This is a genomic window from Actinomycetota bacterium, assembly GCA_035640355.1.
Lineage (GTDB): Bacteria > Actinomycetota > UBA4738 > UBA4738 > HRBIN12 > CALGFI01.
Genome location: DASQWI010000001.1, coordinates 82,516 through 108,917 on the forward strand (window position 1 = coordinate 82,516; position 26,402 = coordinate 108,917).

At 68.2% G+C, this 26,402-nt stretch carries 27 protein-coding genes; 23 read left to right on the plus strand and 4 right to left on the minus strand.

Annotation, left to right across the window (positions count from 1 at the left end):
• The first annotated feature begins 39 nt into the window (after positions 1-39).
• Genes argC through VFA08_00480 form a run of 9 tightly spaced genes read left to right on the plus strand, consistent with a single transcriptional unit; the run spans position 40 to position 8,891 of the window.
• Positions 40-1,089 (plus strand): N-acetyl-gamma-glutamyl-phosphate reductase, encoded by a 1,050-nt coding sequence (gene argC / locus VFA08_00440; GenBank protein ID HYZ12063.1) that lies wholly within the window; start codon positions 40-42, stop codon positions 1,087-1,089.
• Positions 1,086-2,282, plus strand: coding sequence for a bifunctional glutamate N-acetyltransferase/amino-acid acetyltransferase ArgJ (gene argJ / locus VFA08_00445; protein HYZ12064.1), 1,197 nt, complete (start codon positions 1,086-1,088; stop codon positions 2,280-2,282). The genes argC and argJ overlap by 4 nt, the downstream gene beginning before the upstream one ends.
• Positions 2,279-3,184: an acetylglutamate kinase gene (argB, locus tag VFA08_00450; protein HYZ12065.1), complete on the plus strand. Its 906-nt coding sequence runs from the start codon at positions 2,279-2,281 to the stop codon at positions 3,182-3,184. The genes argJ and argB overlap by 4 nt, the downstream gene beginning before the upstream one ends.
• Positions 3,181-3,666 carry an arginine repressor gene (locus VFA08_00455; protein ID HYZ12066.1) on the plus strand — a complete coding sequence of 162 codons (486 nt, stop codon included), beginning with the start codon at positions 3,181-3,183 and terminating at the stop codon, positions 3,664-3,666. The genes argB and VFA08_00455 overlap by 4 nt, the downstream gene beginning before the upstream one ends.
• Positions 3,663-4,853 (plus strand): argininosuccinate synthase, encoded by a 1,191-nt coding sequence (locus VFA08_00460; GenBank protein HYZ12067.1) that lies wholly within the window; start codon positions 3,663-3,665, stop codon positions 4,851-4,853. Before VFA08_00455 ends, VFA08_00460 begins: the two co-directional genes overlap by 4 nt.
• The gene (gene argH, locus VFA08_00465) at positions 4,850-6,253 is read left to right on the plus strand and encodes an argininosuccinate lyase (GenBank protein HYZ12068.1); all 1,404 of its coding nucleotides are present in this window, start codon (positions 4,850-4,852) and stop codon (positions 6,251-6,253) included. Before VFA08_00460 ends, argH begins: the two co-directional genes overlap by 4 nt.
• 52 nt (positions 6,254-6,305) lie before the next feature.
• A complete protein-coding gene (locus VFA08_00470) occupies positions 6,306-7,610 on the plus strand; it encodes a cytochrome P450 (GenBank protein ID HYZ12069.1) in 1,305 nt (434 codons plus the stop codon).
• A 40-nt stretch (positions 7,611-7,650) separates the two neighbouring features.
• On the plus strand, positions 7,651-8,346 hold the full coding sequence (locus VFA08_00475) for a PIG-L deacetylase family protein (GenBank protein ID HYZ12070.1): 696 nt from the start codon (positions 7,651-7,653) through the stop codon (positions 8,344-8,346).
• A gap of 23 nt (positions 8,347-8,369) precedes the next feature.
• The gene (locus VFA08_00480; GenBank protein ID HYZ12071.1) at positions 8,370-8,891 is read left to right on the plus strand and encodes a DUF5319 family protein; all 522 of its coding nucleotides are present in this window, start codon (positions 8,370-8,372) and stop codon (positions 8,889-8,891) included.
• Here VFA08_00480 and ligD read toward each other — a convergent pair.
• Entirely contained in the window at positions 8,888-11,434 is a 2,547-nt protein-coding gene (gene ligD, locus VFA08_00485; GenBank protein ID HYZ12072.1) for a non-homologous end-joining DNA ligase, read from the minus strand. The genes VFA08_00480 and ligD overlap by 4 nt on opposite strands.
• A 104-nt stretch (positions 11,435-11,538) precedes the next feature.
• On the opposite strand from ligD, the gene VFA08_00490 reads away from it, so the two are divergent.
• The 3 genes from VFA08_00490 to VFA08_00500 all read left to right on the plus strand — a co-directional run bounded on the left by VFA08_00490 (position 11,539) and on the right by VFA08_00500 (position 15,302).
• A complete protein-coding gene (locus tag VFA08_00490) occupies positions 11,539-12,414 on the plus strand; it encodes a Ku protein (protein HYZ12073.1) in 876 nt (291 codons plus the stop codon).
• 63 nt (positions 12,415-12,477) lie between these two features.
• A complete protein-coding gene (locus VFA08_00495; protein HYZ12074.1) occupies positions 12,478-12,816 on the plus strand; it encodes a P-II family nitrogen regulator in 339 nt (112 codons plus the stop codon).
• A gap of 5 nt (positions 12,817-12,821) precedes the next feature.
• Positions 12,822-15,302, plus strand: coding sequence for an ACT domain-containing protein (locus VFA08_00500; protein HYZ12075.1), 2,481 nt, complete (start codon positions 12,822-12,824; stop codon positions 15,300-15,302).
• Here the strand turns inward: VFA08_00500 and VFA08_00505 are convergent.
• Positions 15,299-16,012 (minus strand): DUF72 domain-containing protein, encoded by a 714-nt coding sequence (locus tag VFA08_00505; GenBank protein ID HYZ12076.1) that lies wholly within the window; start codon positions 16,010-16,012, stop codon positions 15,299-15,301. The two genes, VFA08_00500 and VFA08_00505, sit on opposite strands and share 4 nt — an antisense overlap.
• A 16-nt stretch (positions 16,013-16,028) precedes the next feature.
• Between VFA08_00505 and VFA08_00510 the strand changes: the two genes are divergently transcribed.
• The 6 genes from VFA08_00510 (at position 16,029) to VFA08_00535 (ending at position 18,998) form a co-directional block, all read left to right on the plus strand.
• The gene (locus VFA08_00510; GenBank protein ID HYZ12077.1) at positions 16,029-16,730 is read left to right on the plus strand and encodes an alpha/beta family hydrolase; all 702 of its coding nucleotides are present in this window, start codon (positions 16,029-16,031) and stop codon (positions 16,728-16,730) included.
• Positions 16,730-17,002 carry a hypothetical protein gene (locus tag VFA08_00515; protein HYZ12078.1) on the plus strand — a complete coding sequence of 91 codons (273 nt, stop codon included), beginning with the start codon at positions 16,730-16,732 and terminating at the stop codon, positions 17,000-17,002. Before VFA08_00510 ends, VFA08_00515 begins: the two co-directional genes overlap by 1 nt.
• Before the next feature lie 89 nt (positions 17,003-17,091).
• The gene (locus VFA08_00520; GenBank protein ID HYZ12079.1) at positions 17,092-17,553 is read left to right on the plus strand and encodes a DinB family protein; all 462 of its coding nucleotides are present in this window, start codon (positions 17,092-17,094) and stop codon (positions 17,551-17,553) included.
• The gene (locus VFA08_00525) at positions 17,550-17,900 is read left to right on the plus strand and encodes a hypothetical protein (protein ID HYZ12080.1); all 351 of its coding nucleotides are present in this window, start codon (positions 17,550-17,552) and stop codon (positions 17,898-17,900) included. The genes VFA08_00520 and VFA08_00525 overlap by 4 nt, the downstream gene beginning before the upstream one ends.
• Positions 17,897-18,559 (plus strand): histidine phosphatase family protein, encoded by a 663-nt coding sequence (locus VFA08_00530; protein HYZ12081.1) that lies wholly within the window; start codon positions 17,897-17,899, stop codon positions 18,557-18,559. The genes VFA08_00525 and VFA08_00530 overlap by 4 nt, the downstream gene beginning before the upstream one ends.
• 55 nt (positions 18,560-18,614) lie before the next feature.
• On the plus strand, positions 18,615-18,998 hold the full coding sequence (locus VFA08_00535) for an SCP2 sterol-binding domain-containing protein (GenBank protein HYZ12082.1): 384 nt from the start codon (positions 18,615-18,617) through the stop codon (positions 18,996-18,998).
• Positions 18,999-19,001: 3 nt separating this feature from the next.
• On the opposite strand, the gene VFA08_00540 is transcribed toward VFA08_00535, so the two are convergent.
• Positions 19,002-19,439 carry a PaaI family thioesterase gene (locus tag VFA08_00540; GenBank protein HYZ12083.1) on the minus strand — a complete coding sequence of 146 codons (438 nt, stop codon included), beginning with the start codon at positions 19,437-19,439 and terminating at the stop codon, positions 19,002-19,004.
• Between the two features lie 171 nt (positions 19,440-19,610).
• Between VFA08_00540 and VFA08_00545 the strand changes: the two genes are divergently transcribed.
• Genes VFA08_00545 through VFA08_00560 form a run of 4 tightly spaced genes read left to right on the plus strand, consistent with a single transcriptional unit; the run spans position 19,611 to position 24,469 of the window.
• The gene (locus VFA08_00545) at positions 19,611-20,711 is read left to right on the plus strand and encodes a BMP family ABC transporter substrate-binding protein (GenBank protein ID HYZ12084.1); all 1,101 of its coding nucleotides are present in this window, start codon (positions 19,611-19,613) and stop codon (positions 20,709-20,711) included.
• A 10-nt stretch (positions 20,712-20,721) separates the two neighbouring features.
• Positions 20,722-22,254 carry an ABC transporter ATP-binding protein gene (locus VFA08_00550; protein ID HYZ12085.1) on the plus strand — a complete coding sequence of 511 codons (1,533 nt, stop codon included), beginning with the start codon at positions 20,722-20,724 and terminating at the stop codon, positions 22,252-22,254.
• Positions 22,251-23,492, plus strand: coding sequence for an ABC transporter permease (locus VFA08_00555; protein ID HYZ12086.1), 1,242 nt, complete (start codon positions 22,251-22,253; stop codon positions 23,490-23,492). The genes VFA08_00550 and VFA08_00555 overlap by 4 nt, the downstream gene beginning before the upstream one ends.
• Positions 23,492-24,469 (plus strand): ABC transporter permease, encoded by a 978-nt coding sequence (locus VFA08_00560; GenBank protein HYZ12087.1) that lies wholly within the window; start codon positions 23,492-23,494, stop codon positions 24,467-24,469. Before VFA08_00555 ends, VFA08_00560 begins: the two co-directional genes overlap by 1 nt.
• An 8-nt stretch (positions 24,470-24,477) precedes the next feature.
• On the opposite strand, the gene upp is transcribed toward VFA08_00560, so the two are convergent.
• Positions 24,478-25,101 (minus strand): uracil phosphoribosyltransferase, encoded by a 624-nt coding sequence (gene upp / locus VFA08_00565; protein ID HYZ12088.1) that lies wholly within the window; start codon positions 25,099-25,101, stop codon positions 24,478-24,480.
• A gap of 278 nt (positions 25,102-25,379) precedes the next feature.
• Between upp and aroF the strand changes: the two genes are divergently transcribed.
• Complete coding sequence (aroF, locus tag VFA08_00570; protein HYZ12089.1) at positions 25,380-26,390, plus strand: 3-deoxy-7-phosphoheptulonate synthase; 1,011 nt, start codon at positions 25,380-25,382, stop codon at positions 26,388-26,390.
• The last annotated feature ends 12 nt before the right edge of the window (positions 26,391-26,402 follow it).

A 26,402-nucleotide genomic window follows, 5' to 3' on the forward strand; every position in this document is an offset into this window, starting at 1 on the left:
GTTGACGATTCATGCACGCTCTGCATAAATATGCGGTGAATGTCAGCGATGTCTCGCGTGTCGGTCGGCGTGCTCGGCGCGTCGGGAACGACCGGCGGCGAGCTCGTTCGTCTGCTCCTCGATCACCCCGGCGCGGACCTCGTGTTCCTGGGTGCCCGCGAGTCGGCCGGTCGCTCGCTCGGCGATGTGCATCCGCATCTGGCCGCATGGCCGCTGGGGGGCGTCGAGCTCAGTCCGCTGGACGACGCTCCGTCGCTCGACGTTGCGTTCCTCTCGCTCCCACACGGCGAGAGCGGGCCTCGAGCGCCGGAGCTCCTCGAGAGCGGCGCCCGCGTGATCGACCTCGCGGGCGACTTCCGCCTACCGCCTCAGGCGTACCCGCACTGGTACGGGTTCGATCACCCGGCATCGTCTTGGACCGAGAAAGCGGTGTATGGGCTCACAGAACTGTTCCGTGAGCAGATCCTCGGTGCGCAGCTCGTCGCCAACCCCGGCTGCTTCCCGACGCCCGTGGTCGTCGGTCTCGCACCGTTGTTGCGCGAGGGCCTGATCGAGCCGGGCCGCCTCGTTGTCGACGGCAAGACCGGCCTGTCGGGCGCCGGCCGCACGCTCACCGAATCGACGACCTACACGTCCTCGGAAGAGAGCGTTCGGCCGTACCGCGTCCCACTCCACCAGCACACACCGGAGATCGAGCACGCGCTCGCCCTGTCGACCGGCATCGAGGTTCAGGCGTCGTTCGTGCCCCACCTCGTGCCGGCCGTCCGTGGGGTGCTCACGACGTGCTACGCGGAAGCCGCCGGCGGTGCGACCACCGACGTGCTCTCGAACGCGCTCGCGGACGCGTACGCCGGCGAGCCGTTCGTTCGCGTGCTTCCGCCCCGCGCCATGGCGGACACCAAACGCGTGCGCGCGTCGAACGTGGTCGAGCTGCAGGCGACGGTCGACGAGCGAACCGGAACGGCGATCGTCATCGGTGCGGTCGACAACCTGGTCAAGGGGGCCGCCGGCCAGGCGATCCAGAACCTGAACGTCATGGCCGGCTTCGACGAGGCGACCGCGCTGCCGGCCGTGGGGGTGTACCCGTGACCGTCACGTTCCCCCGCGGGTTCCGGGCCGCCGGCACGACCGCCGGTATGAAACCGTCCGGGCGTCCGGACATGGGGCTGCTCGTGGCGGACCCCATCCAGAGCGTCGCAGGGCTGTTCACGACCAACGCCTTCGCGGCCGCACCGGTTCGGCTCTCGGCGCAGCGCGTGTCTCGCGGTCTCCCGCGCGCCGTCGTCGTGAACAGCGGACAGGCGAACGCCGGGACCGGGCTCCGCGGCGACCGCGACTCCGAACGGACGACCGCTGCCGTCGCCGACGCCCTCCAGTTGGAGGCCTCCGACGTGCTCGCGTGCTCGACCGGCGTGATCGGTGAGCCGCTCCACATGGATCAATACCTGGGGGCGATCCCGGAGCTCGTGTCGTCGCTGTCGGATGAGGGTGGCGACGCATTCGCCGAAGCGACCATGACGACCGACGTCGTTCCGAAGGTCGCCGCGGCTGAACGCGCGGGCTTCCGCGTCGGCGGGTGCGCGAAAGGGGTCGGGATGATCGCTCCCGACCTGAAGCTGGCCACGATGCTCGTGTTCATCACGACAGATGCCCCGGTCCCGCCACCGGAGATCCGACGGTTGGCGACCGAGACGCTCGAGCCGAGGTTCGAGTCGCTCACCGTCGACGCGTGCACCAGCACGAACGACACCGTTCTCCTCTTCTCGAGCGGAGCGGCGGGCGGCGACCTCGTCGTTCCTGGGACGGACGCGTGGGTGGAGGTCACGAGCGCTCTCGAAGAGGTGGCCACCTCTCTCCTGCTCCAGCTCGCGGCGGATGCGGAAGGCGCGAACCACGTCATCCTGATCGAGGTCTCCGGCGCGGAGACGGAGCAGCACGCCCAGATCGTCGCGCGCGAGATCGCCGAGTCGATCCTGGTGAAGACGGCGATCTTCGGCGGCGATCCGAACCCCGGAAGGATCCTCCAGGCGATCGGTTCGTCGGGCGTACCGTTCCTTCCCCAGCTCGTGAACGGATTCATCGGCGATATTCAGGTGATCGACGCCGGCGAGATCGCGCCGTCGTACTTCGACGGCGGCAACCAGGCGGCGCGTCTTGCGCTCGTCGAGGAGCGCGACGTCGTCGTGTCGGTGGCGCTCGGCAACGGCGAGGGACGTAGCCGGATGATCGGCGTCGACCTCTCCTACGACTACGTGAAGATCAACGCGGAGTACTCCACGTGACCGCGCCGTCGCATCCGCCGCAGATTCGCGAACGGACGATCGCGAAGGCTCGCGTGTTGATCGAGGCGCTCCCGTTCATGCGGGAGCACTGGGGCAAGGTCGTCGTGGTCAAGGTCGGCGGCGCCACGATGGAGCGGGCGCCGCTTTCCAGGTCGTTCGCGGAGGACGTCTCGCTCCTGCAGCACGCGGGGATCCACCCGGTGGTCGTCCACGGCGGCGGTCCGCAGGTGACCGAGGTCTCCGAACGCTTCGGTCTCCAGGCGTCGTTCGTGAACGGGGTCCGGGTCACGGACCGCGAGACGCTCGACGTGGCGACGATGGTGCTCGCCGGTCAGATCAGCACGCGTATCGTCGGCCTGCTCATCGCGGGTGACGTTCCGGCTGTCGGATTGTCGGGCGTGGATGGGGGACTGGCCGTCGTCCGACGGCAGGCCGAGCCCGATCTCGGCTACGTGGGCGAGATCGTTCGCGTGAACGCCGAGGTCGTCCGCACGCTGATGGCGAAGGGGTTCGTCCCCGTCGTCGCTTCGATCGCGGCCGACGAGGAGGGCCATCCGTACAACGTGAACGCCGACGTGATGGCGGCCGAGCTGGCGATCGGTCTCGAGGCGGACAAGCTCGTCTACGCGAATGACGTCCCGGGCGTGATCGGGCCGGCGGGAGACCTGCTCTCCGAGCTGGGCGTCCAGGACGCCCTCGACCTGCTCGCGAGCGGAAGCGTCGTCGACGGCGGCATGATCCCCAAGCTCGAGAGCGCGGTTCGAGCGCTGAAGGCCGGCGTCTCGCGCGTGCACCTGCTCGACGGACGGGTCGAGCACTCGCTGGTCCTCGAGCTGTTCACGCCCGAGGGCGTCGGCACGATGATCACGCCCGACCGAACCGCGTTAGGCGACGCGCCGTGAACCGCAACGGCACCGCGACGAAGGCCAAACGCCAGCAGGCGATCCTTTCGCTCGTCGGACGGGAGCGCCTCGCGAGCCAGGAGGAGATCCGCGCGCGAATCCGCGCCCTCGGCCTGGAGGCAACGCAGTCGACGATCAGCCGGGACATCGAGGAGCTCGGTCTCGCGCGGGTCCACGACGCGAGGGGACTTCGGTACGTCGTTCCGGGGCGCGCGGACGCCGCTCCGCCGTCGGCGGTGTTGCGGCACGCTCTGAACGAGTTCGCGCTGTCGCTCTCGCAGGGCGCGGGCGAGCTGCTCGTCATTCGAACGCCCCCCGGCGCGGCGAACGCGCTCGGCGAGGCCGTGGACCGGGCGGAGCTCGACGCCGTCGCGGGCACGGTGGCCGGCGACGACACGATCCTCGTCGTCCCGCGCAAGGGACGGACGGCGCGTTCGATCGAGCGAACGCTCGAACGGATCGCGGCAGGTGAGGAGCGGTGACGCCACGCGCGGTCCTGGCGTACTCGGGCGGACTCGACACGTCGGTCGCCATCCGTTGGCTCACCGAGCAGGGATACGACGTGCACGCCGTCGCCGTCGATGTGGGGCAGCACGAGAGCGTGGAGGAGATCCGCCGCCGAGGCGACCTCGCGGGCGCGGCCGAGGTCCGCGTGGTCGACGCGGTCGACCGATTCGCCAACGAGTTCCTGTCGCGCGCCGTCAAGGCGAACGGCCTCTACGAGGACAAGTACCCCATGGTGTCGAGCCTGGCGCGGCCGCTCATCGCCGACGAGGTCGTCAAGGTCGCGCGCGAGGTGGGTGCCAGCGCGGTCGCCCACGGTTGCACCGGCAAGGGGAACGATCAGGTGCGGTTCGAGCTGTCGTTCGGCGCGCTCTCGCCCGACCTTCGCGTGCTCGCGCCGATCCGCGATCCGGGCATCCCGCGCGAGAAGGCGGTCGCGCTCGCGGCCGAGTGGGGAATCCCGATCGCGCGCGTCGCGGCGTCGTACTCGGTGGACGAGAACCTATGGGGCCGAACGATCGAGTGCGGTCCCCTCGAGGATCCGTGGGCGGAAGCGCCCGAGGACGCGTTCGCGCGAACCGCCCCGGAGGACGAGCGGCCGAACGAACCGACCGAGGTGACGATCGGCTTCGAACGCGGGGCCACCGTCGCGATCGACGGCGCCGCTTCGTCGCTCGCCGAGGTCATCAGGAACGTGGACGACGTCGGCGGCAGGTACGGGTTCGGGCGCGTCGACATGATCGAGAACCGACGCGTGGGCATCAAGTCCCGTGAGCTGTACGAGGTTCCCGGAGCGCTCGCGCTGATTCTCGCGCACCGCGCTCTGGAGGATCTGACGCTCGAGCGCGAGGTGGCGCACTTCAAGCCCGGCGTCGAGCGGAGATGGTCGGAGCTCGTCTACGACGGTCAGTGGTTCAGCCCCCTGCGCCTGGCACTCGACGAGTTCGTCGAGGAGACGCAACGACACGTCGACGGCGAAGTCCGTCTGCGGTTCTCGCCGGGCAGTTGCAGCGTCGTCGGTCGGCGCTCGACGTCGTCGCTGTACGACCTGTCGCTGGCGACGTACGGCGGCGAGGATGCGTTCGACCAGCGGCACGCCGAAGGCTTCGTGAAGCTGTGGGGGTTGCCATTGAAGGTGTGGTCGTCCAAGCAGGGCGGCGCGTGACCGAGCGCGAGACGCCGCTGTGGTCCGGGCGTTTCACCAGACCGCCGGCTGCAGAGGCCGCGGAGCTCGGGCGAAGTCTCTCGTTCGACGTTCGCCTCGCGCCATACGACGTCGAGGCCGGCGTCGCGCACGTTCGAGCGCTCGAGGATGCGAGGTTGCTCACCGCCGCCGAGGCGGGACAGATCGAGAAGGCTCTCCGCGAGGTGGGCGACGAGATCGGCGCCGGGACGTTCGCGTTCGATCCCGCGGACGAGGACGTGCATTCCGCGATCGAGCGCGGTGTGATCCGGCGGCTCGGCGAGGTCGGCGGCAAGCTCCATGCGGGCCGCTCGCGAAACGATCTGGTGATGACGGATCTGCGGCTCTGGCTGCTCGATGCCGAGGAGCGGATCCGGGAGGTGATCGAGCGGTGTGCGCGCTCTCTGATGGGTCACGCCCGCGACCACACCGAGACAGTCATGCCGGGGACGACGCACTCGCGGTTCGCGCAGCCGGTGACGCTCGGGCATCATCTGCTCGCGCACGCGTGGGCCCTCGTTCGCGACCTCGATCGGTTCGGAGGGTGGCGGCGGCGCGCGAGCGTCTCTCCGCTCGGCGCCGGCGCGATGGCCACGTCGACACTGCGGCTCGACCACGACGCGACGGCGCGGCGGCTGGGGTTCGAGGCACGGTTCGAGAACTCGATCGACGCCGTGAGCGATCGCGACGTCGTGCAGGAGTTCCTCGCCTGCGCGTCGATCTGCGCCACGCATCTGTCTCGTCTCGCAGCGGACGTGGCTCGGTTCTCGGACGAATCGCTCGGCTGGGTGACGATCGACGATTCGTTCGCGACCGGCTCGAGCATGATGCCGCACAAGCGGAACCCCGATGTCGCGGAGCTGGCGCGCGCGAAGGCCGGACGTGTCCTCGGCGACCTGGTCGCCGTATCCACGATCCTTCACGGGCTTCCGCTCGGCTACCACCGCGATCTGCAGGAGGACAAGGAAGCGGTGTTCGACGCCGCGGACACGCTCGAGGCCGCGGGGGCCGCGCTCGCCGGCTGCGTTGCCACGCTGGCGTTCCACCCGAACGCGATGCGCCGCTCCGCGGAGGCCGACGGCCTGTTCGCGACCGACATCGCAGAGGCACTCGTCACGAGCGGCGTCTCCTTCCGTGAGGCACACGAGCGCGTCGGCAGGCTCGTCGCGTCGCTCGAGGCCGACGAGCGCTCGCTGCGCGACCTCTCGGCCGAGGAGTGGACGGCGTACGGTGTTCCGAACGGCGCCGAGCTCCTCGACGCGGTCCGTTCGGTCCGCGCACATGCGGCTCCGGGCGGCCCCAGTGCGGAAAGCGTTCGCCAACAGATCGAGGGGATCGAACGATTGCTCGGTCCAGCGGTCGAGAGGAGCGAGCGAACCTAGGCGCCGCAATGGAAGGGTGATACCTGTCGCGACCGAGATGGTCTCGTCGGCGGTGGGGGCACGCAGGCTCAGCGCGCTCGGCACGCTTCGGGCGTTTCGCCGGGACCCGCTCGGGCTGCTCGAACGCCTCGCGGCCGAAGGCGATGTCGTGCGAGCGCGCGTTCCGGGCGCCGACTCGTGGCTGCTGAACCACCCCGACCTCGTCCAGGGGGTGTTCGTCACCGACCACCGCTCGTTCCACAAGGGCCCCACCATCCAGGCGACGAAGATGCTCCTCGGGGAGAGCCTCCTCACGAGCGAAGGCGAGTACCACCAGCGGCACCGGCGGTTGATCCAGCCGCTGTTCCACCGTGAGCCGATCGCGTCGTACGCCGGCGCAATGGTTCGCCACGCCACGTCGACGTCCGACTGCTGGCGCGACGGGCAGTCGTTCGACGCGCGCGCGGAGATGGCCGCGCTCACGCTCGCGGTCGTGGGAGAAGCGCTCTTCGGCATCGGCGTCGGGGATCACCGTGCCCGCGTTGTCACTCGCGCACTGACCGAGGCGCTGGAGATCTTCGATCGCGTGTACTCGCCGCTGTACCGCCTGATCATTCGATTGCCGTCGCCGACGATGCGCCGTTATCGGCGCATCGAGTCGCAGCTGAACCGCGTCGTCGAGGGCATGATCGCGGAGCGACGGAACGGCCCTCGCGGGGACGATGTGTTGTCGCTGCTGCTCGACGCCTCGGACAACGGCGATGGCATGACAGATCGCCAGGTTCGTGATGAGGCGCTCACGCTCTTCCTCGCCGGTCACGAGACGACGGCGAACGCGCTCGCCTGGACGTGGTGGTTACTCTCGGAGCATCGGGACAGCGAACGCGCCCTCCACGCCGAGCTCGACCACGTCGTCGACGACCGAGAGCCCACGTTCGAAGACTTGCCACGCTTGCGGTACACCGACGCCGTCATCTCGGAATCGCTCCGCCTCCGTCCGCCGGCCTGGGCGATCGGACGAACCGCAATCGCGGAGCATCGCGCCGGCGAGCACACCATCACGAAGGGCTCGATCGTCGTCGTCTCGCCGTGGCTCCTCCACCACGACCCTCGGTGGTGGCGCGACCCCGACACGTTCCGCCCGGAGCGGTGGCTGGAGGTCGACGACCGGCCGCGATACGCGTACATGCCGTTCGGCGCGGGTCCGCGCGCATGCGTCGGACGACCGTTCGCACAGACGGAAGCGACGCTCGTGCTCGCGACCATCGCCAGGCGATGGCGGCTGAGGGTTCGACCCGGTGCACCGATCGAGCCGCAGGCGGTGTTGACGCTTCGCCCGCGATATGGCGTGCCCGTGATCGCCGAACGCCGCAGCTGACAGGACCGTCGTATCGACGGGGTCGGGTACGCTCTGATCGATGGGGTTCGCGAGCGCGCTCGTCATCTTCGCTCATCCCGACGACGCCGAGTTCATGTGCGGTGGCACGGTCGCGGCATGGGCGAAGGAGGGCACCGAGGTCCACTACTGCGTCGTCACGGACGGCTCCGCCGGTTCGAACGACCCGGGCGTCTCGCGCGAGCAGATGATCCCGATCCGCGAGCGCGAACAGCGCGCTGCGGCCGACGTCCTCGGCGTTGCCGACCTGACGTTCCTCGGGTTTCGAGACGGGGAGCTCGAGGTGAATCTCGACACCCGCAGGGCGGTCACCCGCGTCGTCCGCGGCGTACGGCCCGAGGTGATCGTCGCTCCGGACCCGTCGCGCCTGTGGAGCAAGGGCGGATACATCAACCACTGGGACCACAAGCAGGCGGGGACGCTCGCGATGTGCGCGATCATGCCCGACGCACCGAGCCGGCCTCAGTTCCCCGAGCTCCTGGACGAGGGGCTCGAGCCGTTCGAGGTCCCGAACCTTTGGCTCGCGACGGAAGAGCCCGATACGTTCGTAGACATCACCAAGACGATGGATCTCAAGCTCGAGGCCCTGCATGCTCACGAGTCGCAGGGCGTCGAAGACGCCGACGGCTGGGTTCGCCATCGTGCCGGCGAGCTCGGAAAGATCGCCGGGTGCGAATATGCCGAGGGGTTCATCTCGTTTGATCTCACCGAGGATTGATGGAAGAGCCAGTGGAAGAGCCGATGGAAGAACCGATCGAGGAGGAGGGCCCGGAGCGCTCGCTCGACCCCAACGAGGAACAGAGCGTCCGAGCCGACATCGAGGATCTCTCCGGCATGCGCCAGGTCTTCCAGGCGCAGGGCGTTAAAGGCGTCGTCATCGCCTGCCCGGACTGCGGCGAGAACCACTTCTACGAGTGGGAACTGTTGAAGGAGAACCTCGAGCACCTGATCAAGACGGGTGAGCCGCGGATGCACGAGCCCGCGTTCGAGGTCCGCGAGGACGACTACATCGCGTGGGACTACGGGAAGGGATACCTCGACGCGCTCTCCGATACCGGTCTCGAGCCGGACAACCGGATCGACCTGACGAGCTGTCCGTGGTGCCGGATGCCGCTGGACGCTCACTTCCAGTACTGCCCCGCGTGCGGTCGAACGCTCGCCGCCGTTCGGCTCTACAGGGAGCTGATCCAGCGGGGCAGCGACGAACGCGAGGCCCGCGCGATGCTCGTCCGCGCCGGTTTCGAGCCGTTCGAAGCGTTCTAGGCGATCTTCGCCGGGCGTTCGAGCACGCAGTCCTCGGGAGCCTTGTCCTCGCGGAGGCCCTTGAACGACGGCGCCCGCATCTTGTGGGTGCTGCGAGTGATCTCCAGGTACTCGACCTCGCAGACGACCTGCGGCTCGACGAACGCCGCGCCCTTCACCGTCACCAGCTCCGGATCGTCTCCCGGCGGCGTCTTCCTAACGAGCGGTTGAAGCACGCTCATCAGGCGGTCGAGCGTCGACTGCGTGAACCCCGTTCCAACCTGGCCGATCCACAGCAACTTGCCATCGACGTACGCCCCGACGAGCAGGGCGCCGAACGAAACCGACCGCCCGCCCTGGCCGGGCGTCCACCCGAGGATCACGCAGTCCTGGGTGTTGGTCAGCTTGATCTTGCGCCAATCGGGCGACCGCCTGCCGGGCTGGTAGCGCGAGCCCTTCCGCTTGGCGACGACGCCTTCGAGCCCGAGGCCCTTCGCCACCTCGACGAACCTCGTGCCCTCGCCTTCGACGTGAGTCACCACCTGGAGCCGTTGGTCCGTCTCGGCGATTCGCTCGAGCTGCTCGCGTCGCTCCTCCAAGGGCAGATCGATCGTGGGCCTGCCGTCGAGCCACAACAGGTCGAACGCCACCATCGCTACCGGGATCCGTTGCATGACGCGCTTCACGTCGCGCTCGTTCGTGAGGTTCATGCGCTGCTGGAGCGCCTCGAACGAGTTCCGTCCCTCCTCGTCGAACGCCACGATCTCGGCGTCGATCACGGCGTTCACCTGATCGACGAGCTCGTGGATGTCCTTCAGCTCGGGGTACTGGAACGTCACCTCGCGACCCCTGCGGGTCACGAGCCGCGTCACGTCCGTCGCCAGGTACGTCGTCGAGCGGATCCCGTCGAACTTTGGCTCGAACCACCACTTCGCATCGTCGAACGCTTTCCATCCGCCCTCGGCGAGCATCGGCTGCATCGCGGCAGGGACGTCGATCAGCGGCGCGTCCTGGTTGGACGCGAGCAGCGCGAGCCAGTCGGTTCGCGTCTTGACGAAGTGGTACTCGAGGCCGGGGTACTTCCGGCCGTGGAGCTTGAAGCTCACCTTCTTGTCGGTCCACTCGACCGCCTCGTACCAGCCGTCGTCGAAGATGCGGACCTCCCCGGCGCCGTAATGGCCCTTCGGGATCGTGCCCTGGAAGCTCCCGTACTCGAGCGGATGGTCCTCTGTTCGAACGGCCAGGCGTCTGTCCTTGGGCTGTACGGGGAGTCCGCGGGGGACGGCCCATGAGGGCAGCGCCCCGTCGCGTTCCAACCGAACGTCGTAGTGGAGTCGCGTCGCGCGGTGCTTGTGAATGACGAACGAGTTGCCCTCGCCCTCCCGTTCGCCTCCGGCGGGCTCCGTGGTGCCGCCCGGTCCGAACGTGCGCTTACGCAGGTACTCGCCGAGATTCGGGTCCCTCGACGCCGCGATGACCTCATCAGACGTCCGGGTTCGGCTCTTCTCGGGATCGTCCTTCGCCGCACCGCTCTTCCGCACCTTTTTCGGCGCGCCCGGGAATGCCTTCTCGCTCGGCATCCCCAGCGCCTCCAGCGCGGCGGTCAGGTCCTGTGGCTTCTCGATCACGCCCGCGAACAGGTCGCCGACCTCCGCGAACCGCGCCCACACGTTGTCGATGCGAAAGTCCTGCGGTGTGACGCCCGCAGCGAGCTCGTCCCATTCGAGGGGCGTCGAGACTGTAGCTCGCGGTTCGGGCCTGAGCGAGTACACCGCCGCGATGTTCGCGCCCTCGCGGTTCATGTTGTGGTCGATGAACACCTTTCCCGTGCGGTTCTCGATCTTCCACGCCATCGTGACCCGATCGGTGTCCGCCCGCTCGATCATCTTGCCCACCCGGCGGACGAACTCGCGCACCTGCTCGTACGAGTACCCGCTCTCGATGGGCACGTAGATCTGTACGCCTGTCGCCCCGCTCGTCTTCGGATAGCCGACGAGGCCGAGAGCGTCGAGCGCGGCGCGAACGTGGAGCGCCACGGCGATCACGTCTTCGAACGGCGCTCCCATCGGATCGAGGTCGAAGAACAGATAGTCGGGCTGCTCGACGGACATGCATCGCGAATGCAGAGGGTGCATCTCGATGCAGCCGAGGTTCGCCACGTACAGCAGCGTCGACAGATCGTTCACCATCAGGTAGCCGATGACGCCCGTCCTTGCGTCGTCGCTCTGGACCGGACACCGCTCGATCCAGTCGGGCGTATGCGACGGGGCAGTCTTCTCGTAGAAGAACCCGCCGGACGCGCCGTCGGGCATTCGCTTCATCGTCAACGGCCGCTGGCCAAGGTACGGAAGGATCAGGTCGCCGACGTTGAGGTAGTAGGCGACGAGGTCGCCCTTGGTGTAACCCTCGTCGGGCCAGAAGACCTTGTCCAGGTTCGACAGGCGGAGCTCGCGGCCGTCGACCTCGGCCCACCACGCGTCGCCGCGCTTCTCGGCCTCGAGCTGTTTCGGGAACTCGACCGTGAACGACCGGCCGCTCGTCACCTTCTTCTTCCGTGTCGGCACGAGGCCCAGCGTAGCCGTCCCCTCGCCGACGGTCGTGTCCGCCCGGCGGGCTAAACTGCATCCGCCCTGGTCGCAGGGCCCCGCCGCTCTCGAAGGAGCCGCCGATGCCACCCAGAGCCATGTGGAAGGGAGCCATCTCGTTCGGCCTGGTGACGATCCCCGTCGCCGTCTACCCGGCCACGGAGGAGAAGTCGCTCAAGTTCAACCAGCTTCACGACAAGGACATGGGCCGGATCCGCTACAAGCGGGTGTGCTCGATCGACAGCGAGGAGGTCGAGTTCGAGCACATCGTCAAGGGATACGAGGTGGAGAAGGATCGGTACGTGATCATCACGGACGAGGATCTCGACGCGGTGCCGGTGGAATCCTCACGCGCGATCGACATCCAGCAGTTCGTCGACCTCGACGAGATCGACCCGATGCTGTTCAAGAAGTCCTACTACCTCGTCCCCGACGAGACCGGAGCCAAGGCGTACGCACTCCTTCGCAAGGCCTTGCACGACGAGAATAAGGTGGGGATCGCCAAGGTCAGCTTCCGTGACAAGGAGCACCTCGCGGCGCTGCGGTTCAAGGACCGCGTGTTCGTCCTGGAGACGATGTTCTGGCCGGACGAGATCCGGGCCGCCGAGTTCGACACGGTCGACGCCGACGAGAAGGTCCGGGAGAACGAGGTGGAGATGGCCAAGGCGCTGATCGACAACTTGACCGAGCCATGGGACCCGTCGTCGTTCAAGGACGAGTACCGCGAGGCGCTGATCGAGATCGTCGAGCGAAAGGACGCCGGGGAGCCGATCGAGGCTCCCGCGGAAGCCGCGCCGGCGCGAGTGGTGGACCTCATGCAGGCGCTGAAGGCGTCGGTCGAAGCGGCGAAAGAGAAGACGCCCGCGTCCGCAGGCGGTGCCAAGGGCTCGAGCGCCAAGCCGGCGGCCAAGAAGTCGGCCGCGAAGAAGACGACGACCGCGCGCCGCAAGGCCGGGTGACGCCACCAACCGACTCCTTGTCCGCGCGTCGATCGCCGGCGTGTCTGCACTAGTCTCGTCGACGTGAAGCTCGTCACGGCCATCGTCAAGCCACACAGGATGGACGAGATCAAGGAGGCCCTCCGCGGCGTTGGCGTGGCCGGCCTCACGGCGACCGACGTGGAGGGGTTCGGACGCCAGCGTGGCCACACCGAGGTGTACCGCGGCGCCGAGTACCAGGTCGATTTCGTCCCCAAGGTCAAGGTCGAGGTGCTCTGCGAGGACGAAGAGGCGCAGGGCGTCGTCGACGCGATCGCCAAGGCCGCGCGCACCGGCAAGATCGGTGACGGAAAGATCTGGGTCACCGAGACGGAGCACGTGATGCGGATTCGCACCGGTGAGATGGGCCCCGACGCCCTGTAACGCCGATGGAGGCCCGGGTCGATCGGCCGGCGGCCGTCGCGCGTCTCCTGGATGACCTCGACGCGCTCGAGCGCGCGTACTCCGGCGGTCATCACGGCAGGTGGTCGGCGTCGAGGCGCGCCTCGCTCGTCGATTCGTGTCTTGGCGACCTGTTCGCCGCGGCAGATCCGCCCTCCCGAACGACCCTCGTCGCGCTCGGCGGATACGGACGTCGCCGGCTGTCGCCGGCATCCGACGTCGACCTGCTGATCCTGCACGACGGTTCGAGGCCCGAGGAGATCGCGGCTTTCGCCGAACGCGTCTTGTATCCGTTGTGGGATGCCGGTTTGACCGTCGGTCACGGCGTCCGCACGCCCGACGAGTGTGTCGCGCTCGCATCGGAACGCCTCGATGCGCGAACGGCGATGTTCGACGGCCGTGCCCTGGCGGGCGGCCTTCCGGCGTGGGATGAGGCGCAACGCCGCGTCGTGGAGCTGGTGCGAAGCGAGCCGCACACGTTCGCCGGCGCGCTCCTGGCCGACGCCACGACGCGTCACGAGCGCTTCGGTTCTGCGTCGTCCTTGCTCGAACCCGACGTGAAGGAGAGTGCGGGCGGGCTGCGCGACGTGCAGCTCCTCGCGTGGTTCCAGATCGCGCTCGGAGCGCCGCTCGAGGAGCTCGGCCTGCTTCGCGTCGCCGAACGCCAGGCCGTCGACGAGGCCGACGAGTTCCTCGAGCGGGTTCGCGGCGTCCTGCACCTGGAAAGCCGGCGACGAACCGATCGCCTCTCGCTCGATAAGCAGCCGCGCCTCGCAGGGCACCTCGGCTTCGAGGACGAACCCGACCTACCGGCGGTCGACGCGCTGATGCGCGTCGTGTTCGAGCACGCCCGTCAGGTCGAGCACGTCGTGCGGTCGGCGTTCGACCGCTACCTCCGCCATCCGTCGGAGGAGCCGCAGTTCGAACCGACGCCGGCCGGTGTGTTACGTGCGTTCGTTCGGCTCGCGCGCAACGGCGGTCTTCCTGATGTGTCCTTCCTCGATCGCGTCTCCGAAGCGCCCTTCGCCGAAGAGGTGCAGTGGACCGACGCCGTGCGAGACGCGTTCCTCGAGCTCCTTTCGATGGGATCCGCGGGTGTGGCGGCGCTCGAGATGCTGGACCGGATCGGACTGCTCGCCCGGTACATCCCGGCCTGGTCGGCGGTTCGCTGCCGCCCCCAGCGCGATCCGTACCACCGGTTCTCCGTCGACGTTCACCTGCTGCACGCGCTCGAGGCGATGTCCCTTCTCCTCGATCGCCGCGACCAACAGGAACCGATGACGGCGGAAGCGGCAGGCGCCGTCACGGATCACGATGCCCTGCGGCTCGGAGCCCTCCTGCACGACATCGGGAAGACCGGTCTCGGACGGCACGTCGCCGAAGGAGCCAGGATCGCAGAGGAGACGCTCTCGCGGATGGGGGTGGCCGAAGGCACGAGATCATTGGCCGGGTTCATGGTCGTGGAGCACCTGCTCCTCTCGGACACCGCGACGCGACGCGACCTCGAGGACGAAGACCTCGTGAACGACGTCGCCGCGCGCATCGGCAATCCCGAGCGGCTGGCGGCGTTGTACCTGCTCACGGTGGCCGACGCCGAGGCCACTGGTCCGCTGGCGTCGACAGCGTGGCGGGCCACGCTCGCCCGCGAGCTCGTGGCGAAGGTGCAGCACGTCCTCGAACGTGGCGACGTGGGGCCCGACACCGCGGCGCGACTCGCCGAACGCGCACGCCAGATCCGCGAAGGCCTCGGTGCCGAGAACCCCGAAGACGTCGAGCGATTCCTCGAACGGTTGCCTCACACCTACGTCCTCACCGTCCCGGTCGAGCGTGTTGCTCGTCAGTTCCCCCTCATCGCGGCACCGCTCGCCGCACGAGAGGTCAGGACGATGTCGGAGACCGGCCAGCGACCGGGGACATACTCGCTCACGATCGTCGCGGCGGACCGCGCCGGCCTGCTGTCGCTCATCGCCGGTGCCCTATCGCTGGCAGGTCTTTCCATCCTCACCGCGCAGGTGTTCACGACGGAGGACGGCGTGGCCGTCGACGTGTTCGAGGTGGAGGGCGCGTTCGAGGCGGAGGTCGGCGACGATCGATGGCGCGAGTTCCGCGGCATCCTCCGCCGTGCGATCGAAGGCCGGCTGTCGCTCGCCTACCGGGTTGCCGAGAAGCGGAGGCACTATCCGGCGCCGCGGGGAGACGTGCCGGTGCTCGTCTCCGTCGACAACGACGCCTCGGACTTCTTCACCGTTATCGAGGTCGGCGCGCCCGATCGGATCGGCGTGCTGTTCGACATCACGCGCACGCTCGCCGAGCTGCAGCTCGACGTACACCTGGCGAAGGTGGCCACGTATGGCTCTCGCGTGGTCGACGCCTTCTACGTGCGTGACGAGCTTGGTCGAAAGGTCGACGACGCGGAACGGATCGAGGAGCTCGAACGCGCGCTGCGCGCCCGGCTGTCCGCGACCTAGCTATCGACGATCGCGCGCAATCGGTCGGCCATCCTCGTGCTCGCACCCTGATCCTCGTGTTTGAAGTAGCAGTAGATGTCGTTCCCGGCTCCGAGGGCCGGCCGGATCCGGGCTGCCCAGCCGGCCAGCTCATCGTCGGTGTATTCAGTCTTGCGGAGGCGAAGGAAGCCGAACGGTTCCCAGGACAGGTCGTCGGGTCCCGGATCCTTCTCGTCGGTCTCGGCGACGCACCACGCCACGCCCTGCTCGAGTAGCAACTGTCGTGCTTCGACCCATGAGGGGTGACGGAACTCCATCGCGGCGCGTGGTACCGGAGGCAGGTAGCCGACGAACGACGCGATCAGTGAGGGGTCGTAGTGCAGGGTCGGCGGGCACTGGTACAGGATCGTCCCCAGCCGGTCGCCGAGCAGCCGCGCTCGGTCCAGGAAGTCGCGCACGTCTTGGTCGACGTCGGTGAGTCGCTTCCAGTGGGTGATGCGCTGGTTCGCCTTGAGCGTGAACCGGAAGTCTTCGGGAGTTTCGTCCCTCCACTTCTGCATGGACTTCTCGGTGGGGAAGCGACGGAACGTGTAGTTGATCTCCACCGACGGGAACCGGCTCGAGTAATACGAGAGCATCTCGCGGTTCTTCAGGCCCTCGGGGTAGAAGACGCCGTGCTTCCACTCGTCGTAGGAGAACCCCGACGTCCCGAGGTAGAGGGTTCCTGCCATCTGCGAGGATTCTGGCATGGCCTCGCCGGAAGCTCGCGGTCGGCTCGACGTCGCGAACACCGACGTCGAGACGGCGTGGATCCGTCCACCGAAACCGATCGCGACGCTCGTGGTCGCGCACGGCGCCGGCGCGGGGATCGATCACCCGTTCATGGCGGGGTTCTGCCGCGCGATCGCCGATGCGAAGGTCGCCACGATGCGGTTCAACTTCCCATACATCGAGCGCGGCCGCCGTTCTCCCGATCCGGAACGCGTTCTGCGCGCGACGTGGCTGGCGGCGTTCGACTCGGCGAATGCCGAGGCGCGCGGCGGCCCGGTGCTTGCCGGCGGCAAGTCGCTCGGCGGACGGATGGCATCGATGTGCGTGGCGGACGGGATGCCCGCCGCGGGGCTCGTGTTCCTGGGCTATCCGCTGCATCCGCCGGGAAAGCCCGAGCGCGTGCGCGACGAGCACCTGTACCGGATCGACGTGCCCATGCTTTTCCTGGAAGGCACCGCCGATCCGTTCGCCAACGCGAACGTCCTGACGCGGGTGCTTCGCAAGCTCGGGGACCGGGCGACGCTCATCGAGATCGAGGGCGGTGACCACTCGTTCAACGTTCGCGGGCGCAGGGCCGACGCTCGCGACGTCGGTGCGGATCTGGCCGAGCTCGCGGCGCCCTTCGTGGAGCGAGTGGCGAAGGCCCGCAGCTCCAAGGCCGGGGCGAGGTCCCGCTGATGCCTCGGAAGAACCGCCGAGCCGAGGACGAGCCGCGGCAGCCGCTCACGATGCCGCAGTCCGCCGCGCCGCTCTGGGCGCTCGTCCCGGGCGTCGACGTCCGACGTGTCTCCAGTGAGAAGCCGTACCGGTGTCCTGGTTGCGATCTCGAGGTGCGCCCCGGCTCGTGGCACCTCGTCCTGATCCCTCAGGACGCACCTGACGAACGCCGACACTGGCACGAACGCTGCTGGCGCGTCGAGCTCAACCGCACCCGAGGCCGGAGTCGTTGAGGCTCATCGGGCGGGTCCTCGTCAGCCCGTACGATGACCGGCGTGGACCAAGAGACGACCCACACCCGGGCCGCGGCTGGTGATGTGACGTGAACGCCGTTCTCCGCGGTGCCTCGTCCGAGCTCGAGGACACCTTCTCGGAGCTGGTGGCGCTGGCCGAGTCGCTCGACGAGGCCGCGATCAACTGGCGGCCTCCGGCCCCGGACTCGAACTCGATCGCCGTGCTCGTTCGCCACACCATCGGCTCGGCGTCGATGTGGTGCTCGATCGCGCTCGACGAGCCGTTCGAGCGCGATCGGGACGCCGAGTTCCGGGTTCACGAGTCCCCGGCGACGCTCGTCACCGCGCTCCGTGAGTTCGTTTCATCGCTCGGCGGTCAGTTCGAACGGCTCGACGCCGTCGATCCGGCGTCTGAGCACCACGATCCGCGTCGCGGCTCGGACGGCGAGGTCTACACCACGGGCTGGTGCATCGCGCACGTCCAGTCCCACACGGGGGAGCACTGGGGCCAGATCCAGCTCACGCGAGATCTGTACCGAGCGCGGGCGTGACCGTTCGGCACGTCCGGGCGTCCATGCAGCGACGTGGCGACGGCTGGATCGGGCGGTTGGGCGACGACGAGGTCCACGCTCGCACGCGCGACGGGTGCATATCGGCGCTTCGCCACCTGGCCGGCGATCTGGCGCTGACCGTGGAGGAGCGCCCCGAGCTCGTCGGTGTCAGCGAAGCGGCAGCGATCCTCGGCTGGGACCGACGGCGCGTCGTCACCTACGTCGATCGCGGAGCGTTCCCAGCGCCTCTCGCGAGCCTCGCCTCGGGACGGGTGTGGCGGCGCGATGACGTGGAGTCGTTCGCGCGCGACCGCGCGCGCCGGAAGGGTCGCCGGATCGCCCAGTGACGAAGCGACCGACGGAGCGGATCCTGTATCTCATCCGACACGGGGCGTCGGACTTCGACTCGAGGGATTTCACGGTCACACCGCGGGGACGACAGTGGGATCCGCCGCTCAGCGAGATCGGCCGCGATCAGGCGCAGCTCCTCGCGAAACGGCTGTTGTCGATGAAGCCGCAGCCGATCGCCGTCCATTCGTCACCGATGCGGCGGGCTCGTGAGACGGTCACGCCGTACGCCGAGGCCGCAGGCATCGACGTCATCTTCAACGACGACCTGGCGGAAGGCTACGTCGGCGAGTGGGAGGGCAAGCCGTTCGAGGAGATCCTGGCGAGCGACGAACGCCTCCTCCAACGCGTTCGCAACCAAGAACCGATCTACGGTCACGCGCCCGGCGTCGAGCAGATCACGCCCTTCCGAGCCAGGGTGAAAGCGGTGATCGAGGCAATTCTTCGATCGGACGTCGGCGGGAACATCATCGTCGTGTGCCACGGCGGCGTGATCAACGCGTACATCGCGCCACTGCTCGGCGTCGACCACGAGATGTTCTTCATCCCCGAGAACACCTCGATGAACTCCGTGATCGTCGACGGCGACGCTCGCCGCGTCCGGTTCCTGAACGACTACCTGCACCTGACCGATCCACGGCTGTTCGAGGACGCGTGAACCCGGCGGTCTAGACTCGGCGCGTCCAGCGAGGAGCCCTCACGAGGAGGCAAGCGTGCCGGTCCAGTTCCTGTCCGACGAGTGGACCACGGAGTTGCAGCAGCGCCTCAACGAGAGCGAGCCCTTCCGGAAGGCGGCCTCGGGCAAGGACGCGACGATCCAAAACGTGATCCAGACACCCGAGGGCGAGAAGCGGTACTGGCTGCGCATCTCCGACGGTTCGGTCGAGCTGAGCGCCGGGGATGTCGAACGAGCGGACGCGACGATCGAGCAGGACTACGACACGGCGGCGGCGCTCGCGCGGAGCGAGCTCAACCCCGTCAGCGCGTACATGACCGGGAAGATCCGCATCAACGGGTCGATGATGTTGCTGATGCAGCTCCAGGGCACCCTCACGGAGTTCGCGCGGGTGATGCAGGAGATGGACGTCGACTACTAACGCCTAGGCCGTCGTCGACGGTTCGCGTTCCGGCATCACGCTGAACGTCGCGGCGGCACGCGCGAGCAGTGCTCCGTCGGCGTCAACCACGTCGGCCTCGGCGTACCCGAACCGGCGACCGCGCTTCAGCACGCGCCCGCGAGCGGTCACCGTCCCCGAACGCGCCGGCGCCAGGAACGTGACGGAGAGCGACGTCGTGACGTGCGTCATGCCGTCGTCGAGCGACGTCAGCATGGCGAGACCCGTTGCGGTGTCGGCGAGCGTGGCGATCAGACCGCCGTGCAAGGTTCCGAACAGGTTGAGGTGATCGGTCCCGACATCGAGCTGGACCTCAACCGAGCCGGGCTCCACGTCTCCGAGCCGGGCGCCCAGGAACGACGTGTGGAACGCGGAACGGGCGAACCAGTGTCGCACCTTCTCGACGCCGGGGTCCAAACTCATGACGGGAAATCCGTTCGCCGCCTTCCGATGCTGATGTCGAGCTCTCGCGCTTCGCTCATCCCGAACCGATCGCCCCACCGTATCTGGATTGACGGGTTCGGAGCGGGCACCGACAATCTCCGACCGTGCCCGCCAAGCGGGCCGATGCATCCAGCAAGGAGGGGGGAAGGTATGGGTTCTTGGCGAACGAGGCTCCTCGTCCTCGTAGCCCTTCTGAGCGTCGTCGCGGCCGCCTGCGGTGATGACGACGGCGACACGGGCGCCGGCGGTACCGGCGACGGCGCCGCGGCCGAGTGCAACCAAGACATCACGGTTGGCATCGCGTACGACATCGGCGGACTCGGCGATCGATCGTTCAACGACGCCGCGAACGCCGGCCTCGAGCAGGCGATCGAGGATGGCCTCGTCTGTGAGGAGAACACCGAGACGAACGAGGCGAACTCGACCGGATCGGATCGTGACCAGAACATCCAGGCGCTGGCCGACGCCGGATTCAACCTGGTGATCGGCGTCGGGTTCGCGTTCTCTCCCGGCATCAACACGATCGCGCCGGATTATCCCGACGTGAACTTCATGATCGTGGACGGGTTCGCGACGTGCGGCACGGCGTGCGGTCTGACTAACGACGCCGACGCGATCCCCAACGTCGCCGACTTCACCTTCAAGGAGAACGAGGGCTCGTTCCTGGTCGGCGCCGCGGCCGCACTGAAGTGCGAGTGCGACACGATCGGCTTCCTCGGCGGGCAGCAGGGCACGGGACTGATCGAGCGTTTCCAGGCTGGGTACGAGGCGGGTGCACAGGAGATCAACCCCGACATCAACGTGCTCGTCGAGTACATCGGCGACGACACGACGGCCTTCAACGACCCGGTGAGGGGTGAGGCGCTGTCAACGTCGATGTACGACGACGGCGCCGAGATCATCTACCACGCCGCCGGCGCCTCAGGCGCAGGTCTGTTCAACGCTGCCGTCGACGCGAACAAGCTCGCGATCGGCGTCGACTCGGACCAGTACCTCACGGCGAGTCCGGAGCAGCAACCACTGATCCTCACGTCGATGCTGAAGCGCGTGGATACGGCGGTGTACACGGCGATCCAGCAAACGGGCGACGACGCGTTCGGCGGGAGCCTTGTCTTCGGCCTTGCGGAGGACGGACTCGACTACTCGAAGTCGAACCCCGACGAGCTCACGCCGGACATCCAGGAGCGCCTGGACGAGTTCAAGCAGCAGATCATCGACGGCGAGATCACCGTCCCCGAGGAACCTGCGTAGGTCGACGGGAGTGACCGACGAAGGGGCGGGGGGGAGCAGCACCCCGCCCCTCGTCGTTCTCGAAGGCATCACCAAGCGGTTTCCGGGGGTCGTCGCCAACGACGACGTGACGCTCGACCTGCGCCGCGGCGAGGTCCACGCCCTGATCGGGGAGAACGGCGCCGGCAAGTCCACGCTGATGCGCGTGCTCTACGGCATCTATCCCGCGGACTCGGGCCGCATCCTGGTGCGCGGAGAGGTCGTGAAGATCACGTCGCCGCGCGACGCGATCGCCGTCGGCATCGGGATGGTCCACCAGCACTTCGTGCTGGTGGACCCGTTCACGATCACGGAAAACATCATCCTCGGCGAGGAGGGCGGCACGCGCCTCGACGTCGACGACGCCAATCGGCGCGTCGCCGACCTCGCCGAGCAATACGGCTTCCGGGTGAACCCGGCCGCCGTCGTCGAGGATCTCTCCGTAGGCGAGGAGCAGCGTGTCGAGATCCTGAAGGCGCTCTACCGTGGCGTGGAGATCCTCATCCTCGACGAGCCGACGGCCGTCCTCACGCCGCAGGAGACGCGAGACCTCTTCGGCAATCTGCGCAAGCTGCGCGAGGCCGGCCGAACCATCGTCTTCATCAGTCACAAGCTGGACGAGGTGATGGAGATCGCCGACCGAATCACCGTGCTTCGTCGCGGACGTGTCGTCGGTGAGACGCGTCCGGCCGACACGACCAAGGCCAAGCTCGCGGAGATGATGGTCGGGCGACCGGTGCTGTTCCGCCTGGAGAAACCCGACGTGAAGATCGGAGGCCCGGTTCTTCGGGTCATGGACCTACGCGGCGCGGGCAAGCTCAACGGCATCAGCCTCGAGGTCCGGAGCGGCGAGATCCTCGGTGTCGCCGGCGTCGAGGGCAACGGTCAGCGCGAGCTGGCCGAGACCCTGATCGGGCTGAGACGGCCGTCCTCCGGGACGATGGAGGTGGATGGGCGAGACATCGCGGGGCGGCACGTCGCCGAGATCCGACACGTCGGCGTGAGCTACATCCCCGAAGATCGCCACGAGCAGGGGCTCGTGCTCAACATGACGCTGTGGGAGAACGCTGTGCTGGGCCGGCAGAACGACCCGCAGTTCGAGGCGGGGCCGGGCGTGCTGCTGATCCGCAAGATCAAGGCGCTCGCCGCTCGGCTGGTCAAGCTGTTCGACGTTCGAGCGCGCAGCATCGACGTGAGAGCGTCGAGCCTGTCCGGTGGCAATCAGCAGAAGCTCGTCCTTGCGCGCGAGCTCGAGGTCGATCCCAAGTTGCTGATCGCCGCGCAGCCGACGCGAGGGCTCGATGTGGGCGCGATCGAGTTCGTGTGGAAGGAGATCCTCGACCAGAAGGCGGCGGGACGCGCGGTCCTGCTGATCTCGGCCGAGCTCGACGAGATCTATGCGCTCGCCGACCGCATCGTCACGATGTACGAGGGACGCATCACGGGCGAGTTCGCGCCCGACGCGCCTCCCGAGCAGATCGGTGTGGGCATGCTCGGCGGCGAGAAACAACCGGTGGCGTCGTGACGACCGAGGGACTCGCCGCACCGGTTGCCATCGCCCGCTCGCGCCCGGCGCGGCTCGACACGCTGCTCGGTCAGGCGCTCGCGCTCCTCGCCTCCCTCGGGATAGCCGTGCTCGCGGGCTCGGTCCTCATCGTGGCTTACGGCGAGAGCCCGGTCTCGGTGTACACCGAGATCCTCGAGGAGTCGGTGGGGTCGGTCGACGGGATCGGATACGTCCTGGCGATAGCGACGCCGCTGATCTTCTCGGCGCTCGCCGTCGCCGTCCCGTTCAAGGCCGGCCTGTTCAACATCGGCGTCGAAGGGCAGTACATCGTGGCGATGGTCGTGACGGCATGGGCGGAGGTCGAGTTGGGGTTCCTCCCGGGACCGCTTCTCGTCATCACGGCGCTCCTCGCAGCGATGCTCGGCGGCATGGTCTGGGCGGCGGTGCCCGGTGTCCTGAAGGTGACGACCGGCGCCCACGAGGTCGTCACGACGATCATGATGAACGGCATCGCCCTCAGCCTGGCCGGATGGGCACTGAACTTCCCGCTCCACTTCGACGACGCTCCGGAAGGGGCGTTCGTCGACCTTCGGACCAACAACTTCCCGGAGCAGGGCCTCGTCGGCGACCTCGGTCGCATGTTCGGGATCACGCCGGGCGCTCACCTGTCGTGGTTGCTGCTGCTGGCGATCGCCGCTGCGTTCGTCGTGTGGTTCCTCGTCCGTCGAACGCGACTGGGGTATGAGGCGCGGGCGGTCGGATCGTCACCCGGCTCCGCTCGGGCCGGAGGAGCGTCGATCGGCGCGGTTCAGCTGAAGGTGTTCCTCATCTCCGGTGCGTTGGCGGGTCTCGTCGGGATGCAGCAGATCCTCGCCGACCGCGGTCACCTTCCGCAGAACTTCATCACCGCGTTGGGATTCACCGGGATCGCGGTGGCGTTCCTGGGGCAGAACAATCCGATCGGGATCGTCTTCGCCGCGATCCTGTGGGGCGTGCTGTCGCGCGGCGAGGTGGCGCTCCAGATCGGGAGCGACGTCCCGCGCGAGTTCATCATCATCCTGCAGGGCATCCTGATCCTCTCGGTGGTCATCACGTACCAGATCGCGAGGCGCAGGTTGGCCGCCCGGCAACTGCAGCGAGCCGGTGCTGCGGGCGAGCTCGAGGACTCCGCTGCGCCGCCCGACCGCGAGCCCGCCCGTGAACCCGTGGAACGCGGGTCGGAGGCGTTCGCGCCGGCCGACGAGACGGAGCGCTGATGCCGTTCACGGACATCGCCGTGGCGCTGCAGATCTCGTTCACGTACTTCACCGCCATCTACCTGACTGGCCTGGGCGGTCTGTTCAGCGAGCGATCGGGCATCGTCAACATCGGCCTCGAGGGGCTGATGATCGTGGGGACGGTGAGCGGCGCGTGGGGCGCGCGCTACTTCACCGACACGCTCGAGCTCGGAACGCCGTGGGGACCGATCATCGGCCTCCTGGCGGGCGCGGCGTTCGGCGCCGCGTTCGCGAGCGCCCACGCCGTCGCCACCATCACCTTCCGCGTCGACCACATCGTGTCGGGTGTCGTGCTCAACCTGGTAGCGGTGGGCCTTGCGCGGTTCCTGTCGCAGGCGTTCTTCGGGCAGTCCACGCAGTCCGATCCCGGTGGCCCTCACCTCGAGCCGCTCGCAATTCCCGGTCTCTCGTCGCTTCCGGGCGGGCTCGACCGCGCCTTCGAGAACCTGTCGCCGGTCGTGATCCTCGCGGCTCTCATGGTCTTCCCGGTCTGGTACGCGCTGAACCGCCTCCGGTGGGGGTTGCGCCTGCGCGCGTGCGGGGAGAACCCCGAGGCTGCCCGGTCCCTCGGCGTCAGCGTCCCACGCTACCGCTACCAGGGGGTCCTGCTCTCAGGCGCCTTTGCTGGCATGTCGGGCGCGTTCCTGGCCGCGGAGGTGATCGGAAACTGGCGCGAAGGGCAGACGCTCGGACTCGGGTTCATCTCCCTCGCCGCACTGATCCTGTCCAACTGGAACCCGATCCGGCTGATGTTCTTCGCGTGGCTGTTTGGGTTCGCCGTGGCTATCCCGCTGCGGCCCGGGCTGACGGACTTCTGGGCCATCCGGGACGTGCCGCCGCAGTTCATCAGGATGCTCCCGTACATCGTCACGATCGTGGCGATCGCCGGATTCGTCGGACGCGTGCGCCCGCCCGCCGCCGCGGGTCGAGCATACGAGGGCGCCGCAGGAACCTAGACGCGCATTTACGTTCCGAACAACCGGTCCCCGAAGTCGCCGAGTCCCGGAAGGATGTACCCGTGGTCGTTGAGCTGCCGGTCGACGGCCGCTGTGAAGATGGCAACGTCGGGATGGTCCGCCTCCATCTTCGCGATGCCTTCCGGCGCGGAGACGACGCACACGAACCGGATCGACCTTGGACGTCCGTCGCGAACGGCGCTGGTCGCAGCGGACCCCGAACCGCCCGTGGCGAGCATGGGATCGAGGACGAGCACGTGTCGCCCATCGACCGGGGGCAGCTTCCGGTAATACGACTGCGGCTGCAGCGACGCCTCGTCGCGCTCGAGCCCGATGTAGCCGACGGCGACCTCGGGGAACAGCTCAGTGACGGCCTCGAGCATGCCAAGTCCCGCTCGAAGGATCGGCACGGCGACGAGGTCGCCGAGCACCTTCCCCGCGGCAGGCTCGAGCGGCGTACGAACGTCGACGTCGCTTGTCGGGAGATCGCGGATCGCCTCGACCGTGAGCACGAGCGCAAGGCGCTTGGCGAGCGTTCGGAACAACGGCGGGGGAGTCCGCTCGTCCCGGAGCTGGGCGAGCAGGTGAGCCGCGAGCGCGTGGTCGACGACCGTGACCGACACGCGCGGCATCCTAGTCGGCTGGGAGTCTGAGCTCTCCCGGACGGTTGCCACACAGTGTCGGTGCTGGCACGATACGAGCCCATGAAGGCGTTCGGCGGCGTTCGGTTCTTCTACGGCGGTTGGAGCCCGGCGTAGTCGCCTGAGCCGAACGGAGCAGACGACCACCCCGGGCCCACAGCCCGGGGTTCTTCGTCTCCCGAGTAGGCGGGGGACGGGGGTAGCGCAGTGAGCGAAGCGAACGCTGTGCGGACCCCCGGAAAGGATGAGGCGGACGGATGGTCGTAGTCATGAGGCGCGAGGCCAGCGAGGCAGACATCGAGGCCGTCGCGGAACGCGTTCGCGCGGCCGGCGGTGAGGCGTTCGTCTCGCGCGGAACCGTCCACACGATCATCGGGCTCGTCGGCGACACCGATCGCTTCGCGGCGATCGAGTGGAAGCAGATGCCTGGTGTCGATCACGTCATCCAGATCGGCAAGCCGTACAAGATGGTCGCCGCGACGTTGCACCCAGAACCGAGCACGGTCAACGTCGGCGCCACCTCGGTCGGCCGCGGGACGTTCACGCTCATCGCCGGTCCATGCGCCGTCGAGAGCGACGAGCAGGCGCTGATCGCAACGAAAGCCGCGCGCGCGGCCGGTGCAACGATCCTTCGCGGCGACGTCTACAAGCCCAGGACGTCGCCGTATTCCTTCCAGGGTCTCGGCGAACGCGGGCTGGAGATCCTCGAAGAGTGCCGGCGCCAGACGGGCCTGCCGATCGTCGTCGAGGTCGTCGACGTGTCACACGTTGAGCGCATCGCGCAGGTCGCCGACTGCATCCGGGTCGGCACGCGGAACGCGCAGAACTTCGAGCTGCTCAAAGAGGTCGGTCTCACCAATCGTCCCGTGATGCTGAAGCGCGGGCTGGCGATGACGGTCGACGAGTGGCTGCAGGCCGCCGAGTACGTCGCACAACGGGGCAACTCGCAGATCATCCTGTGCGAGCGGGGGATCAGGACGTTCGAGCCGTCCACGCGCAATACGCTGGACCTCGCCGGGATGGCGGTCGCGCAGGCCGAGTCGCACCTGCCGGTGATCGTCGATCCGTCGCACGCGGTGGGCAAGCGCGCGCTGGTCGCTCCAATGGCTCGGGCAGCAATCGCCGCCGGCGCCGACGCGGTGATGATCGACGTTCACCCCGATCCGGAGAGCGCGCTGTGCGACGGGCCTCAGGCGCTCACGCCCGACGAGATCATCGACCTCGGCAGGGAGCTCGAGGACCTCGCCCGGACGCTCGGACGCCCGGTCAACCAGCCGTAAGGTTTCGATCCG